Source organism: Rhodobacter sp. P1_C2 (assembly GCF_056406375.1).
Window position 1 is genome coordinate 240,098 of record NZ_JBFUAG010000007.1, and the last position, 13,975, is coordinate 254,072.

General features: G+C 67.0%; 14 protein-coding genes. 5 read left to right on the top strand and 9 right to left on the bottom strand.

All coding sequences use genetic code 11. The features are described from left to right. Positions 1-165: 165 nt before the first annotated feature. Positions 166-1,719: a vWA domain-containing protein gene (locus AC1DZT_RS13630; RefSeq protein ID WP_478007175.1), complete on the bottom strand. Its 1,554-nt coding sequence runs from the start codon at positions 1,717-1,719 to the stop codon at positions 166-168. 175 nt (positions 1,720-1,894) lie between these two features. Here AC1DZT_RS13630 and AC1DZT_RS13635 point away from each other — a divergent pair, with 175 nt between their 5' ends. Next, a complete protein-coding gene (locus tag AC1DZT_RS13635) occupies positions 1,895-3,466 on the top strand; it encodes an RNA repair transcriptional activator RtcR family protein (protein ID WP_478007176.1) in 1,572 nt (523 codons plus the stop codon). Between the two features lie 9 nt (positions 3,467-3,475). Here the strand turns inward: AC1DZT_RS13635 and AC1DZT_RS13640 are convergent, their stop codons facing one another. From AC1DZT_RS13640 to AC1DZT_RS13650, 3 genes are all read right to left on the bottom strand, one after another. After that, positions 3,476-4,846 carry an MFS transporter gene (locus tag AC1DZT_RS13640; RefSeq protein ID WP_478007177.1) on the bottom strand — a complete coding sequence of 457 codons (1,371 nt, stop codon included), beginning with the start codon at positions 4,844-4,846 and terminating at the stop codon, positions 3,476-3,478. 194 nt (positions 4,847-5,040) lie between these two features. Further along, positions 5,041-6,708: a methyl-accepting chemotaxis protein gene (locus AC1DZT_RS13645; RefSeq protein WP_478007178.1), complete on the bottom strand. Its 1,668-nt coding sequence runs from the start codon at positions 6,706-6,708 to the stop codon at positions 5,041-5,043. A gap of 1 nt (position 6,709) precedes the next feature. Further along, positions 6,710-7,015 (bottom strand): hypothetical protein, encoded by a 306-nt coding sequence (locus tag AC1DZT_RS13650; RefSeq protein WP_478007179.1) that lies wholly within the window; start codon positions 7,013-7,015, stop codon positions 6,710-6,712. Between the two features lie 243 nt (positions 7,016-7,258). On the opposite strand from AC1DZT_RS13650, the gene AC1DZT_RS13655 reads away from it, so the two are divergent. Continuing rightward, a complete protein-coding gene (locus AC1DZT_RS13655; protein WP_478007180.1) occupies positions 7,259-7,507 on the top strand; it encodes a Stf0 family sulfotransferase in 249 nt (82 codons plus the stop codon). A gap of 30 nt (positions 7,508-7,537) precedes the next feature. On the opposite strand, the gene map is transcribed toward AC1DZT_RS13655, so the two are convergent. After that, a complete protein-coding gene (gene map, locus AC1DZT_RS13660) occupies positions 7,538-8,341 on the bottom strand; it encodes a type I methionyl aminopeptidase (RefSeq protein WP_478007181.1) in 804 nt (267 codons plus the stop codon). Between the two features lie 104 nt (positions 8,342-8,445). On the opposite strand from map, the gene AC1DZT_RS13665 reads away from it, so the two are divergent. Genes AC1DZT_RS13665 through AC1DZT_RS13675 form a run of 3 tightly spaced genes read left to right on the top strand, consistent with a single transcriptional unit; the run spans position 8,446 to position 10,983 of the window. Next, on the top strand, positions 8,446-9,168 hold the full coding sequence (locus tag AC1DZT_RS13665) for a competence/damage-inducible protein A (protein ID WP_478007182.1): 723 nt from the start codon (positions 8,446-8,448) through the stop codon (positions 9,166-9,168). After that, positions 9,165-9,869, top strand: coding sequence for a GNAT family N-acetyltransferase (locus AC1DZT_RS13670; protein WP_478007183.1), 705 nt, complete (start codon positions 9,165-9,167; stop codon positions 9,867-9,869). The genes AC1DZT_RS13665 and AC1DZT_RS13670 overlap by 4 nt, the downstream gene beginning before the upstream one ends. Before the next feature lie 19 nt (positions 9,870-9,888). Continuing rightward, on the top strand, positions 9,889-10,983 hold the full coding sequence (locus tag AC1DZT_RS13675; RefSeq protein WP_478007184.1) for an OmpA family protein: 1,095 nt from the start codon (positions 9,889-9,891) through the stop codon (positions 10,981-10,983). Between the two features lie 6 nt (positions 10,984-10,989). Here the strand turns inward: AC1DZT_RS13675 and AC1DZT_RS13680 are convergent, their stop codons facing one another. The 4 genes from AC1DZT_RS13680 to AC1DZT_RS13695 all read right to left on the bottom strand — a co-directional run bounded on the left by AC1DZT_RS13680 (position 10,990) and on the right by AC1DZT_RS13695 (position 13,967). After that, complete coding sequence (locus AC1DZT_RS13680) at positions 10,990-11,895, bottom strand: LysR family transcriptional regulator (RefSeq protein ID WP_477999171.1); 906 nt, start codon at positions 11,893-11,895, stop codon at positions 10,990-10,992. 167 nt (positions 11,896-12,062) lie between these two features. Continuing rightward, positions 12,063-12,434, bottom strand: coding sequence for a hypothetical protein (locus AC1DZT_RS13685; RefSeq protein WP_478007185.1), 372 nt, complete (start codon positions 12,432-12,434; stop codon positions 12,063-12,065). Positions 12,435-12,474: 40 nt separating this feature from the next. Next, complete coding sequence (locus AC1DZT_RS13690) at positions 12,475-13,248, bottom strand: DUF6478 family protein (RefSeq protein WP_478007186.1); 774 nt, start codon at positions 13,246-13,248, stop codon at positions 12,475-12,477. A 95-nt stretch (positions 13,249-13,343) separates the two neighbouring features. Beyond that, on the bottom strand, positions 13,344-13,967 hold the full coding sequence (locus AC1DZT_RS13695) for a hypothetical protein (protein ID WP_478007187.1): 624 nt from the start codon (positions 13,965-13,967) through the stop codon (positions 13,344-13,346). Positions 13,968-13,975: the final 8 nt, after the last annotated feature.

A 13,975-nucleotide genomic window follows, 5' to 3' on the forward strand; every position in this document is an offset into this window, starting at 1 on the left:
GGGTCCGGCGACGAGAGGGGCGAAACGGTCGTCCATTGCTCTATCCAGCTGAGCTACCCGGGCAAGCCAGGGCGGGATTCGAACCCGCGACCGATGTAGTTCCGCCAGCATTCGCCGGGTTTGACGTTGAAGAGGGCTGGCCCCGGCAAACTGCCGGGACCCTTGTTACAAAGGCGTGGCCTCGATCTGGCCGACCCAGTGGTCGGCCCCCATCTCGCCACTCGCAAAGGCCGCAATCCGGGCAAAGACCGCGTCGGAAAAGCCGCCGATGTTCAGCACATCGGGCCGCTCTGCCGCCTGGGTCGTGCCATAGGGCTGGATGTCGATGCAGACCAGCTTCGCCGCGGGATTGCGCGCCTTCAGCTTGGCCCATTCCGCCATCGTCGCCGTGGCCTGCCCCGCGTGGGCTGCATCCACCCAGGACTGGTTGTCTGACACGAAGATCACCAGATCCGGTGCCTTCCGCGCCGCATTCAGCCAGACCAGCGGGGCCGAGCAGTTGGTCCCGCCCCCACCCAATGCCGCCAGTCGGGCCGCGTTGGTCAGGATGGTATCGCGAGGCTCCAATGCGCAGTCGCGCACCTCGACCTCGAAGGGCAGCACCAGCGCCGCCTGGTTCTTGCGCAGCACCGCGGCCGCGACCAGCGCCGCCACGTCGATGCAGCGCACCGCCGTGGTGGCCCCCTTGCGCAGACCCGTCACCGGGCTGCACATCGAGCCCGACACGTCAGGACAGACCGCAACCGTCCCCGCCAGGGCGGGCACATGGGCCACGGAAAGCTCCATCGCGTCGTGCAGCGCCGAACGCAGCGCCTCCGGCACCTCGGTCGCGGCCTTGAGCGTCGCGAGCAGCTGATAGGGCAGCACCCGCGCCGCACTGACCTTGGCCGGATCGCGCAGGACGCTGGCCACATGATCCACCACCCCCGGCTCGGCAAAGGCGCCATGCCGGTGCAGCGTGTTCAGGTTCTGCCGCAGCATCTGCCACGAACCCCGGAACGCGATCTGCGCCCATTGCCCCGCATCCAGCGGCAGATCGGTCAGCATCTGGAACGGCACGTCCGGCACCTCTGCCGTCGTCCCGGCCCGAAACGCCAGCCAGTCCTGCACCACCTGGGGCAAGGCCTGCACCGCGACCGGCTTGCCGATCAGCCAGGCATAGAAGGCCGCCCGCGCCGCCGTCTCCGGCTTGGGGTGAACCATCCGGATCACATCCACCAGCGACGGGTCGTTACCGACCGAAGCGGCCAGCAATGTCCGGTCCGACGCCGCGTTCAGCCAGGCCTGCACCATCGCCTTGGGACGGGACCCCAGCGATTTGCGCCCGGTCTGTCCGGACCGCATGATCTGGACAAAGCTGCGCAACATGCGCCCGCTGTCGACGACACGGTCAAAGACCCTGGCAAAGAGCGCCGGGTCCCGCCGCGCCAGAACCGCCAGCAGAAAGGCCGGCGTGTCCTTCATATGCCCCTCGGCGCGGACATGCAGGGCGGTCTTGGCCAGAAACGCCGGCTCCACCGCCTCGGCCAGCTTGAGGAGCTGATCCAGCTGCCCCTGCGCATCCTGGTAGAAGGCCTGCCCGAAGGTCCCGGTCATCGCCAGCTGCGCCAGGGCTAAAGCCTCACTACGGTCATAGGCCTTTGCCCCCGCAAAGTTGTGGGCGGTTGCCTTGGGCAGCAACCGCCCGGGCGTTGCTGCAAACACGGATTTGTTTGCCATCATCTTCATCCCTTTGTTTTCCTGTCGCTTTTTTGCCTGACGGGGCCGCAGAGGGGAAGTTTTCCGTGATTTTCGCGCAAAGGTCGGAAAGCAAAGGGAAATCCGTTGAATCGCCGAAAGTCCTTTCGAAAATTCCTATCCATTGCTATCGTCTTTTATCCCTAAGGATAAAGATATGCGCAATGTGGTCATCGGCTTTCTCGGCACGCAGCTGGACATGGGCAAGAACCGGTCCTGGCGCCCCTCGGTCGACCTGACCGGCCACGGCCATTTCCCGGTCGACCGGTTCGAGCTGATCCACGACCAGCGCTATGCCGCCCTGGCCCACCGCGTGCAGCAGGCGATTGCCGCCGTCTCGCCCGAGACCGAGGTGCGCCTCGTCCAGATGGACCTCGCCAACCCCTGGGATTTTCAGGAGGTCTACGGCAAGCTCTTCGATTTCGCCAAGGACTACGGCTTTGACGAGGACCGCGAGCGCTATTACGTCCACCTCACCACCGGCACCCATGTGGCGCAGATCTGCTGGTTCCTCCTGACCGAAAGTCGCCATATCCCGGCGAAGCTGCTGCAGACCGGCCCGCCGCGCGGCGCCGAGATGAAGCATGGCACGCTTGACATCATCGACCTCGACCTGTCGCGCTACGACGCCTTGCAGCAGCGCTTTGCCGCGGCCAGCCGGGACTCGATCTCGCTTCTGACCCTCGGGATCGACAGCGTCACCCCTGCCTTCACCACGATGATCGACCGGCTGGAACGGGTGGCCTCGGCCTCGGATGCGCCGCTCCTGCTTCTGGGCGAGGCGGGCAGCGGCAAAAGCCGGCTGGCCCAGCAGATCTACGAGCTGAAATTGCAGCGTCGCAGGGTGAAGGGCCGGCTGGTCCAGGTGAATTGCGCCACGCTGCGCGGGCCGCAGGCGCTGTCGATGCTGTTCGGGCAAAGGCGGGCGGCGACGGGGATTGCCGGGACCGAGCGGTCGGGCCTCTTGCGAGAGGCCGATGGCGGGCTGTTGTTCCTCGACGAGGTTGACGCGCTGGAGCCCGAGGCGCAGGCCCTCCTGCTGCAGGCGATGGAAAGCGGGCGCTATTATCCGGTCGGCTCGGACAGCGAAGTGACCAGCCGTTTTCAGGTCGTGGCCACGGCCAGGGCCGACATGGGCCAGCGCGTGGCCGAGGGTCGGCTGCGCCCCGACCTCTTTGCGCTCCTCAGCCAATGGACCTTCCGCCTGCCGCCCCTGCGCGACAGGCGCGACGACCTTGCCGCCAACATCGCCCACCAGCGCGCGGCGACCGAGCGCGCGCTTGGCCGCAGCGTCGGATTCAACGCCGATGCCACGGCGCGCTATCTGCGCTTTGCCCGCGATCCCGCCACGCCCTGGGTCGGCAATTTCCGCGACCTCGCCGCCTCGATCCACCGCCTCCATGTCCTGGCCGAACGCGGCCGCGTCACCCTGGCCATGGTGGAGGCGGAGATCCTGACCCTGACCCAGCAATGGCAATCGACCCGGCACGACGGCGACCACGCCCTTCTGTCCGAGGTCTTGCCCGACCCCGACTGCCTCGACGAGTTCGATCGCGCGCAACTGGCCGCCGTGATCCGCGCCTGTCGGGCCAGCGCCAACCTCAGTGCGGCCGGCCGCAGGCTCTTCGCCGCCTCCCGCGCCGAAAAGGCCAGCCAGAACGACGCCGACCGCCTGCGCAAATACCTGACGCGCTTTGCGCTGGATTGGGCCGCGGTCCAGAAGGCCTGACCGCCCGGTCTAAGCCTTGGCCTCCATCCCGGCGCGGCCGAGGCTCACCAGCGCCGCAAGGAGGGCAAAGACCGCCGCGGTCAGCATTGCCACCTCGGGCGCCAGGGTCACCGGCAACACCCCGAACAACAGCGCCATCGCGATGGCGCCGAGGGTCTGGCCAGACAGCCGCGCCGTGCCCTGCATCGCCCCCGCCGCCCCGCTGCGCGCCCGCGGCGCCGACAACAGGAGGACACGGTTGTTCGGCGTCTGGAACAGGCCAAAGCCGAGGCCGGTCACCACGGTGCCTACGATGACCATCACGCCGCCCGGATCGGCGGGCAGCAGCGCGATCGCGGCAAGGCCAAGGGCCATCAGCCCGCCTCCGGCGCCGCAGAGCCATGCTGTCTTGAACCGATCCGCCAGCCGGCCCGAGATCGGCGCCATGACCGCCGTCGCAGCTGGCCAGGGCATCATGTAAAGCCCGGCCTCGATCGGCGCCATGCCAAGCTGATGTTGCAAATAGAACGGCAGGGCGATCATGCCCAGCATCTGCCCGGTGAAGCAGCTGACCGAAGCGACAAGCGCGATGCGGAAGGCCGGCAGCGCCAGCAGGTCGGTCGGCACCAGCGGGGTGACGGTGCCACGCTCGACCCGCAAGAGGGCGATCAGGCACAGCACGGCGCCGCCCATCATCGCGCCTCCGACCAAGGGTTGCTGCACCACCCGGTCACCGCCAACGAAGAAGAGGACAAACATCGCCCCGTTGATCACCAGCGCCGCGCCGGGAATCCGCCGCGGCGCTCCCCGCGTGTAGGGCAGGACGAAGCCGAAAATCAGCACGATCAGCCCCAGCGGCACATTCACCGCGAAAAGCCAGGGCCAAGGGGCCACCGCCAGGATGGCCCCGGCGATGCCCGGCCCCGCGGCCGAGGCGATGGCAATCACCATCGCGTTGATCCCGATGATCGTGCCGACCATCCGATGGGGCACCGCATGGCGCAGGTTCATCACCGCAAGCGCCATGATCGCCCCGGCGCCAAGACCCTGCGCAAAGCGCGCCGCCACCAGCATGGCAAGGCTGCCCGACAGCGCGCAAAGGGCCGAAGCCAGGGTGAAGATCGCAACGCCCCCCAGATAGACCCGCCGCGCCCCAAGCTTTTCGCCAAGCGCCCCACAGGGCAAGAGCACGACCAGCACCGCAAGCTGATAGGCCGTGACGACCCAGACCGTCGCATCCGGGCTGGCGCGCAGCGACACCGCAATCGAGGGCAGCGCCAGGTTGGCGATGGCACCATCCAGCACCACCAGCGTCAGCGTCGTCAGCAGCACCGCAAGGGCGAAATAGCGGCGCGGCGCCGGCAGGCCATCGGGGTGAAGATCAGGTTTCGGATCGGACATGGAGGCACTCTTCAGGGACCCTGCCCTGATAGGAGCGCTCACCTCGTTACGCCAGACGCAATAAAGTGAACCCTGCCTTGCAGAAGACCGGCAGGGCCCCTTGGTCCGCAGACCGCCTCACCAGTCCGGCCACATCGGAGGCGTGCCGCAGAAAACCCGGAGGGCACCCGCCGCGCGCGGGCAGGCCCCGGAAGTCAGAAGTTCTGCCATTGTGTGCCGCGGCTGCCGCCCATGGCCCTGACAGGGGGCAGGCCCTCGCCCGTGCCGAAATCATCCGTCTCGGCCAAGACCGCAGCCGTGCCTTGCTTGCGGGCTGGAGCCGACTTGGGGATGGCGCGGCTGATCTGCGCCGTGCTGCGCGGCACTTTGAAGATCGCGACCATTTCGGCGAGGCTCGAGGCATCCGTGCGCAGGGACAGGCTGGCGGCGGTGGTTTCCTCCACCATCGCGGCATTTTGTTGGGTGACCTGATCCAGCTGGGTGACGCCGAGGTTGATCTCGTCAAGCCCGGTCGATTGTTCGCTTGCCGCCGCCGCGATGTTGGAGACGAGCGAGGAGATCCCGATCACCGACCCCAGCATGTTGTGCAGGGCATCGCCAGCCTTGCCCACTTGATCCACGCCCCTTCCGACCTGACGGGCCGAATCGCTGATCAGCTTCTTGATCTCCTTCGCAGCTTCGGAGGAACGCTGCGCCAGGGCCCGCACCTCGGAGGCGACCACGGCAAAGCCACGCCCCGCATCCCCGGCGCGCGCCGCCTCGACCCCGGCGTTCAGCGCCAGGAGGTTGGTCTGGAAGGCGATATCGTCGATCGAGCCGATGATCTGCGAAATCTGCTGCGACGAGGCTTCGATCTCGGACATGGCAGAGACCGCCGCCGCGACGACGAGTTTGCTTTCCTCGGCCTTGCACTGCGCCTCGCGCACGATGCTTTCCACCTCGCGCGCCCCATCGGCGGCCAGCTTGACCGAACTGGTCAGTTCATCCAGCGCCGCGGCGGTTTCCTCCAGCGCGGCGGCCTGGTTTTCGGTGCGGCGGGACAGATCCTCGGAGGCGCCGCTGATCTCGGTCGAGCGGGCGTGGATGTTCTGCGAGGAATCGATGACGCGCAGGATGGTGCCCGACAGCGTCTCCAGCGCGGCGTTGAAGTCGCGGCGCAGCGGCTCGTAATCTTCGGCAAATTCATCGCCGATGCGGTGGGTCAGGTTGCCCGAGGACAGATCCTTCAGACCGCCGCCCAGCGATTTCACCACGCTGCGCAGGGCGATGCGTTCGGCGGTCTGCGCCTCGGCATAGCTCGTCGCCTCCTGCTGCGCGGCCCGTGCATCGCGGAGCAATGCGTCGGATGCAGAAAACAGCCGGATCAACACGGTGGAAAGCCAGATCAAGGGCACAGCCTCCACCACTAGGACGACGGCATGCAGCATCACCCGGCCGACCGAGGCTTCGCCGGGAAAGATCGCCTCGGTGAAGGTGAAGTTCAGCACCAGGTGGTGGATGGCGATCACGGCGGCATAGGTCACGATCGGGCGCCAGTCGCAAAACACCGCCGTCAGCGCGAAGGCCGCGAAGAAGATCATGTGGCTGTCGGCCTGCCAGGGATGCTCGCGCAAGAGATAGACGATGCTGGAGACCGCAACCGCCAGCCCCGCCGCGGCGGACATCTGCACGGACAGGGCGGCCCCGTTCTGGCGCAGTTGCAGCGTGACGATGCCGGCGATCACCGCCAGCAAGGCCGCGCAAGTCACGCCATCCTTGCCGAGGATGAAGCCCAGCCCGGCCACGAAAGGCACATGCAGCCAGAGCAGAATGACCGCATAAGACAGGGCGCGCGCGCGCAGGTCATCAATCGTGACGATCATCTCAAATCCTCGCCTCAGGGCTTCCGCAAACGATGGTTCCGGTGGCATCCAGGAGCCACAGCCCCTGACTTCGCAGGCGCGTCAGGGCATTCCCGTCCCCCCCGGTGTCGAGGACGATGACATGGCGGTTCCAGTGCATGGCGACGATCGCAAGACCGCTGCCCACCGCGCGGCTGACGCCGTCGGCTTGCCAGGGCGGGATCAGGACTGCGATCTGCCGCGATTGCGCCGTTGGACCGAAGGCCAGACCGGTCAAAGTGGCCATTCCCAGAACGGCAATGACGATGGGACCCAAATAGACTGCCATGGCATGTATCCTTCTACTCTGCCTCTTTTAAAGCCAAAAACTGAACGTAGCTTTAACGGCGACCCGCTGCGTGGGTGACGCCCGGCCTGAGGGAAGGATGGATTTTGCACAACAGGATCAGAGCCGCCCCGGTGCATGGGGAGGCGGACCTTGCCTAAGAATGCAGGAGTTTGTGGCGCGAAACCCGGCGCAATCTGACCGAAGCGGATTATCTGCACGCGCCCATTGCCCAGGTTCCGCGGCATGCGCCTGTCAAAGGAGTCGTGGGAGAAGTTCTTCGCGCTTTACGGGATCGACCCCTTGCGGATGGACTACGAGGAGATCGTCGCCAACCCCTCCGCGGCGGCCGCGCGCGTCGCCGCCTGGTGCGGCCTTGTCGCCGCGGGGCAGGAGCGGGTGCAGGAATTCGACGACCCGCCGCTGAAACCGCAGACCACCGCGCTCAATGCCGCCTGGGAAGCCCGCTTCAGGCAAGAGGCGGGGATCGTCTGATCCCCTGACCGCAATCGCGGGGCCCCCGGTTCAGGCCTTGAAGAACTTGCCCGCGGGCGAGAGCGTGAAGATCTCGCACCCCGTCGCCGTAACCCCGACCGAGTGTTCGTATTGCGCCGACAGGCTCTTGTCGCGGGTGACCGCGGTCCAGTCATCGGCCAGGACCTTGGTTTCCGGGCGGCCGAGGTTGACCATCGGCTCGATGGTGAAGAGCATCCCCTCCTCCAGCACGGCGCCGGTGCCCGGGCGGCCGTAGTGGAGGACATTCGGCGGGGCGTGGAACACCCGGCCCAGACCGTGGCCGCAGAAATCGCGCACCACCGACATCCGGTTGGCCTCGACAAAGCTCTGGATCGCATGGCCGATGTCGCCGAAGGTGTTGCCCGGCTTGACCGCCGCGATGCCGCGCATCAGGCCCTCATGCGTCACTTCGATCAGACGCTCGGCCTTGCGGTTGATGGCGCCAGCCGCATACATCCGGCTGGTGTCGCCGAACCAGCCATCGAGGATCACCGTCACGTCGATATTGAGGATATCACCCTCGCCCAGCTTCTTGGCGCCGGGGATACCGTGGCAGACCACATGGTTGACCGAGATGCAGGAGGCATGCTGATAGCCGCGGTAGCCGATGGTCGCCGAAACCGCGCCATGGCGGACCACTTCGTTGCGGATGAAATCGTCGATCTCCGACGTCATCACCCCCGGCACCACCAAGGCGCCCACGTCATCGAGGATCGTGGCAGCAATCCGCCCCGCCTCCCGCATGCCGGCAAAGTCCGCATCTTCATAGATGCGGATGCCATCCTTGGTTACACGCCCGCGTATATCGTCCACTGGTCCGGCCCTTTTGCTTTTCCCATTAGATAAGAGAAAGCCGCGCCCTTGGCCAGAGGGCGCAACCCGCCTATACCAAGCCTGCAAGGCTGAAGGAGTGTCAGATGCCCAATCAAACCGCCGCCATGCTGGTCATCGGCGATGAAATCCTCTCGGGGCGGACCCGCGACAGCAACATGCACCATCTGGCCATGGCCTTGACCGAACATGGCCTGTCGCTGAACGAGGCGCGGGTGGTGGCGGATGATCAGGCTGCCATCGTGGCCGCGGTCAACGCGCTGCGCGGGGCTTATGACCATGTCTTCACCTCGGGCGGGATCGGGCCGACGCATGACGACATCACGGCGGATGCGATGGCCCTGGCCTTCGGCGTGGCGATCACCCACCGCGCCGATGCGATGGCGCTCTTGCAGGCGCATTACGACCGCCAGAACCTGCCCTTCAATGAGGCCCGCCAGCGGATGGCCCGCATTCCCGACGGCGCCCTGCTGATCGACAACCCGGTGTCGATCGCGCCGGGCTTCACGCTGGGCAATGTCCATGTCATGGCCGGCGTGCCGCGGATCTTCGAGGCGATGCTGGCCGGCGTCCTGTCGGGGATCGCCCATGGCAAGCCGCTCCTGTCGCGCAGCCTGCGGATGAACCGCGGCGAGGGCGAGATTGCCACCCCCTTCGCGGCCTTCGCCGCCGAGAACCCGGATCTGCAGATGGGCTCCTACCCGTTCAACAGCAATGGCAGTTTCGGCACCAACCTGGTGATCCGCGGCACCGATGCGGCCCGGCTTGATGCCGCCATCGCAGCACTGGAGGCGAGGCTCGCGCCATGACCCCCGCCCTGTTCGCCGAGGCGATGGAGGCGACCTGGCCGCCTTTCGCCACCCAGACCCAGGGCCCCTGGCTGATCCGCGACGGCGCCGGTGGCGGCAAGCGCGTCAGCGCGGCCAGCCCCTTTGGCGACTGGCACGAGGCCGATATCGCCCTGGCCGAGGCCGCGATGACCGCCCTGGGGCAGGAGCCGCTCTTCGTCATCTGGCCCTGGGATCAGGCGCTGGACGACGCCCTCGCCGGGCGCGGGTACGAGAAGATCGACCCGGTTCTGGCCTATGCCGCCCCGGTCACCGCCTTTGCCCCGCCGGCGGAGCTGACAAGCTTTCCGCATTGGCCGCCGATGCAGATCGGCCAGGAGATCTGGGCCGAGGGGGGCATCGGGCCGGGCCGTCTGGCGGTGATGGAGCGCGCCAAGGGGCCGAAGACCGCGATCCTCGCCCGCAGCGGCGACCGGCCCTCGGGCATGGGGTTCGTGGCGCTGCATGATGACATCGCCCTCATCCACGCCGTCGAGGTCCGCCCGAGCCAGCGCCGCAAGGGGGCCGCCCGCAACATCCTGTGCGCTGCGGCGCATTGGGCGGCGGCACATGGCGCAGATCGGCTGGCTTTGGCCGTCACCGAAGCCAATAGCGGGGCGCGTGCCCTCTATGCTTCCCTTGGGATGCAGGTTGTGGGACATTACCACTACCGCGCCAGATAAGCCGCAAAGGCACCGCCCGTTGAGCAGACCCAGACGAACCCAGGCCGTCCCCACGGCCATCCTCGCCGCTTGCTTCACCCTGACGGGCGCCTTGGCCCTGCAGGCCGCCCCGCCCTTGGAGATGCCGGCCCTCGCCACCGTGATCGGCGGGCGGGCCGAAAGCCCCGCCACGCTGCGGCTGCCGATCGGCGCCTTTGCGGCGGGCCAGCTGCCGATGCGCGAGGTGGCCGGCGCGGTCGATGAGCGCGCCTACCGGCTGGATGACCAGCACATGAACACGCTGGAACTGGTCACCCCGCTGATCGCCCAGCTGGAGGCTGCGGGCTACAAGCCCTTGTTCCAATGCGACACTTCGGCCTGCGGCGGCTTTGACTTCCGCTATGCGATGGATGTGCTGCCCGAACCGCAGATGCATGTCGACCTCGGCGATTTCCGCTATGCCGCGCTGGAACGTGTGGCGAGCAAGGGGCCGGATCTGGTGATGCTTCTGGTCAGCCGCTCGGCCGATGCGGGCTTTGTGCAGGTCACGACGGTGACCGAAGCCCTGCCTGAGGTGACCCCCGCCGCCAGTGACCCGGCGCCCGCCGCCGACCCGGTCCAGCCCGGCGGCGGCCCCGCCCCCGCCCTGCCCTCCTCCACCCTGCCCTCCACCCCCTTGCCCGCGCCAGAGCCGACCCTCGCCCCGCCGCCCCCTGCCCTGCCCGCCACGCAAGGCGATCCGATGGCGACGCAACTGCTGCATGGCGATTTCGGCCAGACCCTGCGGACCAACGGCTTTGTCGTGCTGGAGGATCTGGTCTTCGCCTCGGGCAGCGCCGCGCTGGAGGACAAGGACTATGCCTCGCTCAAGGCGCTGGCGGACTGGCTGGCCGCCTATCCCGACCGCAAAGTGACGCTGGTCGGCCATACCGATGCCTCGGGCGCGCTGCCGGCCAATATCGCCCTGTCGCGGCAGCGGGCGCAAAGCGTGCGGGCGGCGCTGGTGGCGAAATTCAAGGCCAATCCGGCGCGGATCGACGCGCAGGGGGCGGGCTATCTCAGCCCGCGCGCCAGCAACGAGACGCCCGAGGGCCGCACCCTGAACCGCAGGGTCGAGGTGATGCTGACCCCTTGAGGCCCCTCACCAGTTGTCGGGGCCTTTTTCCAGGAACTGCCGGGCCAGGAAGTCGATGAAGGCGCGGACCTTGGGCTGGGTGAAGCGGCCCGGCGGATAGACGGCATAGATGCCCTGCACCTCGACCGGCAGGCCGGGGATCGCCTCTTCGACCAGACCCTGCTTCATCGCATCGGCGTAAAGGAACGAGGGCAGATAGGCGATGCCCAGCCCCGAGATCGCGGCATTGAGCAGCGATTGCCCGTCATTCACCGTCAGCCAGCCCGCCGTGCGGACCTGGCGCTTCTCGCCCGAGGGCGCGATGACCTTCCAGACATTGCCATTGGCCTGGTTGGAGTAATGCAGCAGCTTGTGGTCGTTCAGATCGTCGATCTTCATCGGCCGCCCGAAGCGCTGGAAATAGGAGGGCGAGGCGATCATCTTCTTGGCCGTGTCGGTCAGACGGCGGGCGCGCAAGGAGCTGTCCTCCAGATCGCCGACGCGGATTGCCATGTCGAAGCCTTCCGAAATCAGTTCGACATAGCGGTTGTTCAGCACCATGTTGACGGTGATATCGGGATATTCCAGCAGGAAATCCCCCAGGATCGGCGACAGAAGGTTGACCCCGAAATCGGTCGCGACCGAGATGCGCAGCAGGCCCGAGGGCGCCGATTGCATCGAGGTGACCAGGGCATCCGCCTCGCCTGCGTCATTCAGAACGCGGCGGGCGCGGTCGTAATAGGCGAGGCCGATCTCGGTCGGGGAAACCCGGCGCGTCGTGCGGTTCAGAAGCCGCGCCCCCAGACGCGCCTCCAGTGCCGAGACATGCTTGGACACCGCCGACTTCGAGATGCCCATCTTCTTGGCAGCATCCGTAAAGCCCCCTTGGTCCACCACGGTGGCGAAGGCTTCCATTTCCGTCAATCGGTCCATTGTTGATCCCCAGGCAGGCAGTCGGGTTGAATGGACAAGGATTGACCGCGAATTCAGGCAGGATCGCGGCACTGAGGCGACACTTCCGGGGTATTCCTGCGGATCGTTCATGGCAGGGAAACGATGGGTCCTGCGAAAAATCACGGCGCGGCGGGGGGATGGCCGGTTCAGGAGGCGGTTTCGACGCAGTGGCGGCGGAAGGCGCGCTTGAGCATGTCAAGCTCGGCGCGCAACAGATCGACCTCGGCGCGCAGGTCGTCCTCCATCGCGGCGCCGGTGATGACGGTGAAATGCGCCAGCGTCTCGCCCCCCTTGGGGCGGATCAGGAAGGTCTGGACGCCGTCGTTCAGCACCTCGGCCGGGACCGGAACCCGCACGGCAAATTCGCCCTTCTGCCCGGCGATCGGCGTCAGGGTGACGCCGGAGAGCACCTCGCCCAGCAGGACCACCTCGATCTCGGGCGCGGTTTCGGTCCCGGTCAGCACACCTTCCCAATGGCCGGCGCGGATGCGGGTCTTGGTCAGTTTCACCTCGGTCATGATAGGCCCCTTCGCTGGCGCACAGGCGGAAAGATCGGGCTCACAGATCGGCCCGCGGGCGGCGCGACAGGGTCACGTCGCGCAGCGTCACTTCGTTCATCTCGGGCGATTCAAAGATCAGGTCGAGCCAGAGCTTTTCCACCCGCTTCTCGTTCATCTTGGAATAGGCGAGGTCGAATTCCACCATCGTCTCGGGCCCGTTAACCGGCACCTCGCGCACGATCTGTTCGACATTCGGCCCGTGCTTGATGTTCAGCCGGGCGAAGATCTCCAGCGGGCGCTCCATCTCGACGATCATGTCCAGCCGGATCAGGTGGCGCAGGCGCAGGCCGCGCGCCGCCTCCTCCGGCAGGTCGAGGACGAGCGACAGGAAAGAGCCGTCGAACTGGAACAGGTCCATCCGGAAGGCAAAGGGCGCAAGGTCGCTTTCGCGGGTGTTGCGGATCTGGCGGACGGTCAGCTCGGTCTTGCGGCAGTCGTGAAAGATCGTCGCCCCCTCGCCGACCAGCGCCTTGGTCGGCACCGAGGCCATGCCCGGCACCGGCAGCGGCCCGCGCCACAGCATCGGCCGCCAGGACCAGTCGGTCCCCATCGGCTTGCGCATCGCGTTGGACCCGATCAGCGGCAGGGCAAGGCGGTGTTCGGCCTCGTGGATCACCTGGTCGAGCGAGCGGCGCAGGTTGCGCGCCCGGCCCCGCCAGAGGCGCAGCGTGTCCAGATCGGCCTCGGTCGCACTGACACTGGCCCTGGCCCAGCGCCGGAGGCTGCGCCGGTGCAGAAGTGTTTCCAGAAGAGCCGAAATGCCGCGCGCCATCCGATGTAAGCCCTGCCTCGTCCCCGGTCCGCGCACCTTGCGCGAGCCGCAGAACGATTCTCTTATTGCGCCAAAATTGTAAAGTTTCTACCCCGTTAGCTGGCTTGCGCCGGAATAGCCTTGTCGGGATTGCGCTTATTGAGCAGGTCGAGCATGTCCTGCACAAGCTTCAATCCCTGTGCGGCGGTCAGGGGCGCCCCTTCGGCGCCCGAGGCCGAGATCGTCACCAGACGGCCGCGGATCGCGGTGATGGCGCGCCAGTATTCGCCGGCCGTCTGATCCTTCACATGCAGGAGAAGCGAACTGTCCTGGACCGCGGCCTGCAGGACCACGACATGGCCCGCCACCCCGTCGCGCGCCAGAACCCTGCGGCCCGGAACCGAGGTGAAATACTTCGCCAGCTCCTTCGGCCCGGCGATCAGCACCCCCGCCGAGGCCGGGGCCCCCACCGTCGTCGAAACCAGCGCCGCCGCCACGCCGCCCTTGGCCGTGCAACGCCCGATCAGGATCACCACCGCCTTGCCGCGCGAGACCGAGGCCTTGGGGTCGATGCAGTAACCCGCCGGTGCTGCAACCGTCACCGCCCCGTCCAGCACCGTCACCTCATGCATGCCGGGGCCGGAGCCGGCGGTCATCGCATCGTCACAGCCCGCAAGGCCAAAGGCGGCCACAAGGGTCAGCGGCAACAGGGCACGGGTCAGCTTGGCAGCACGGGACATCTGGCCTC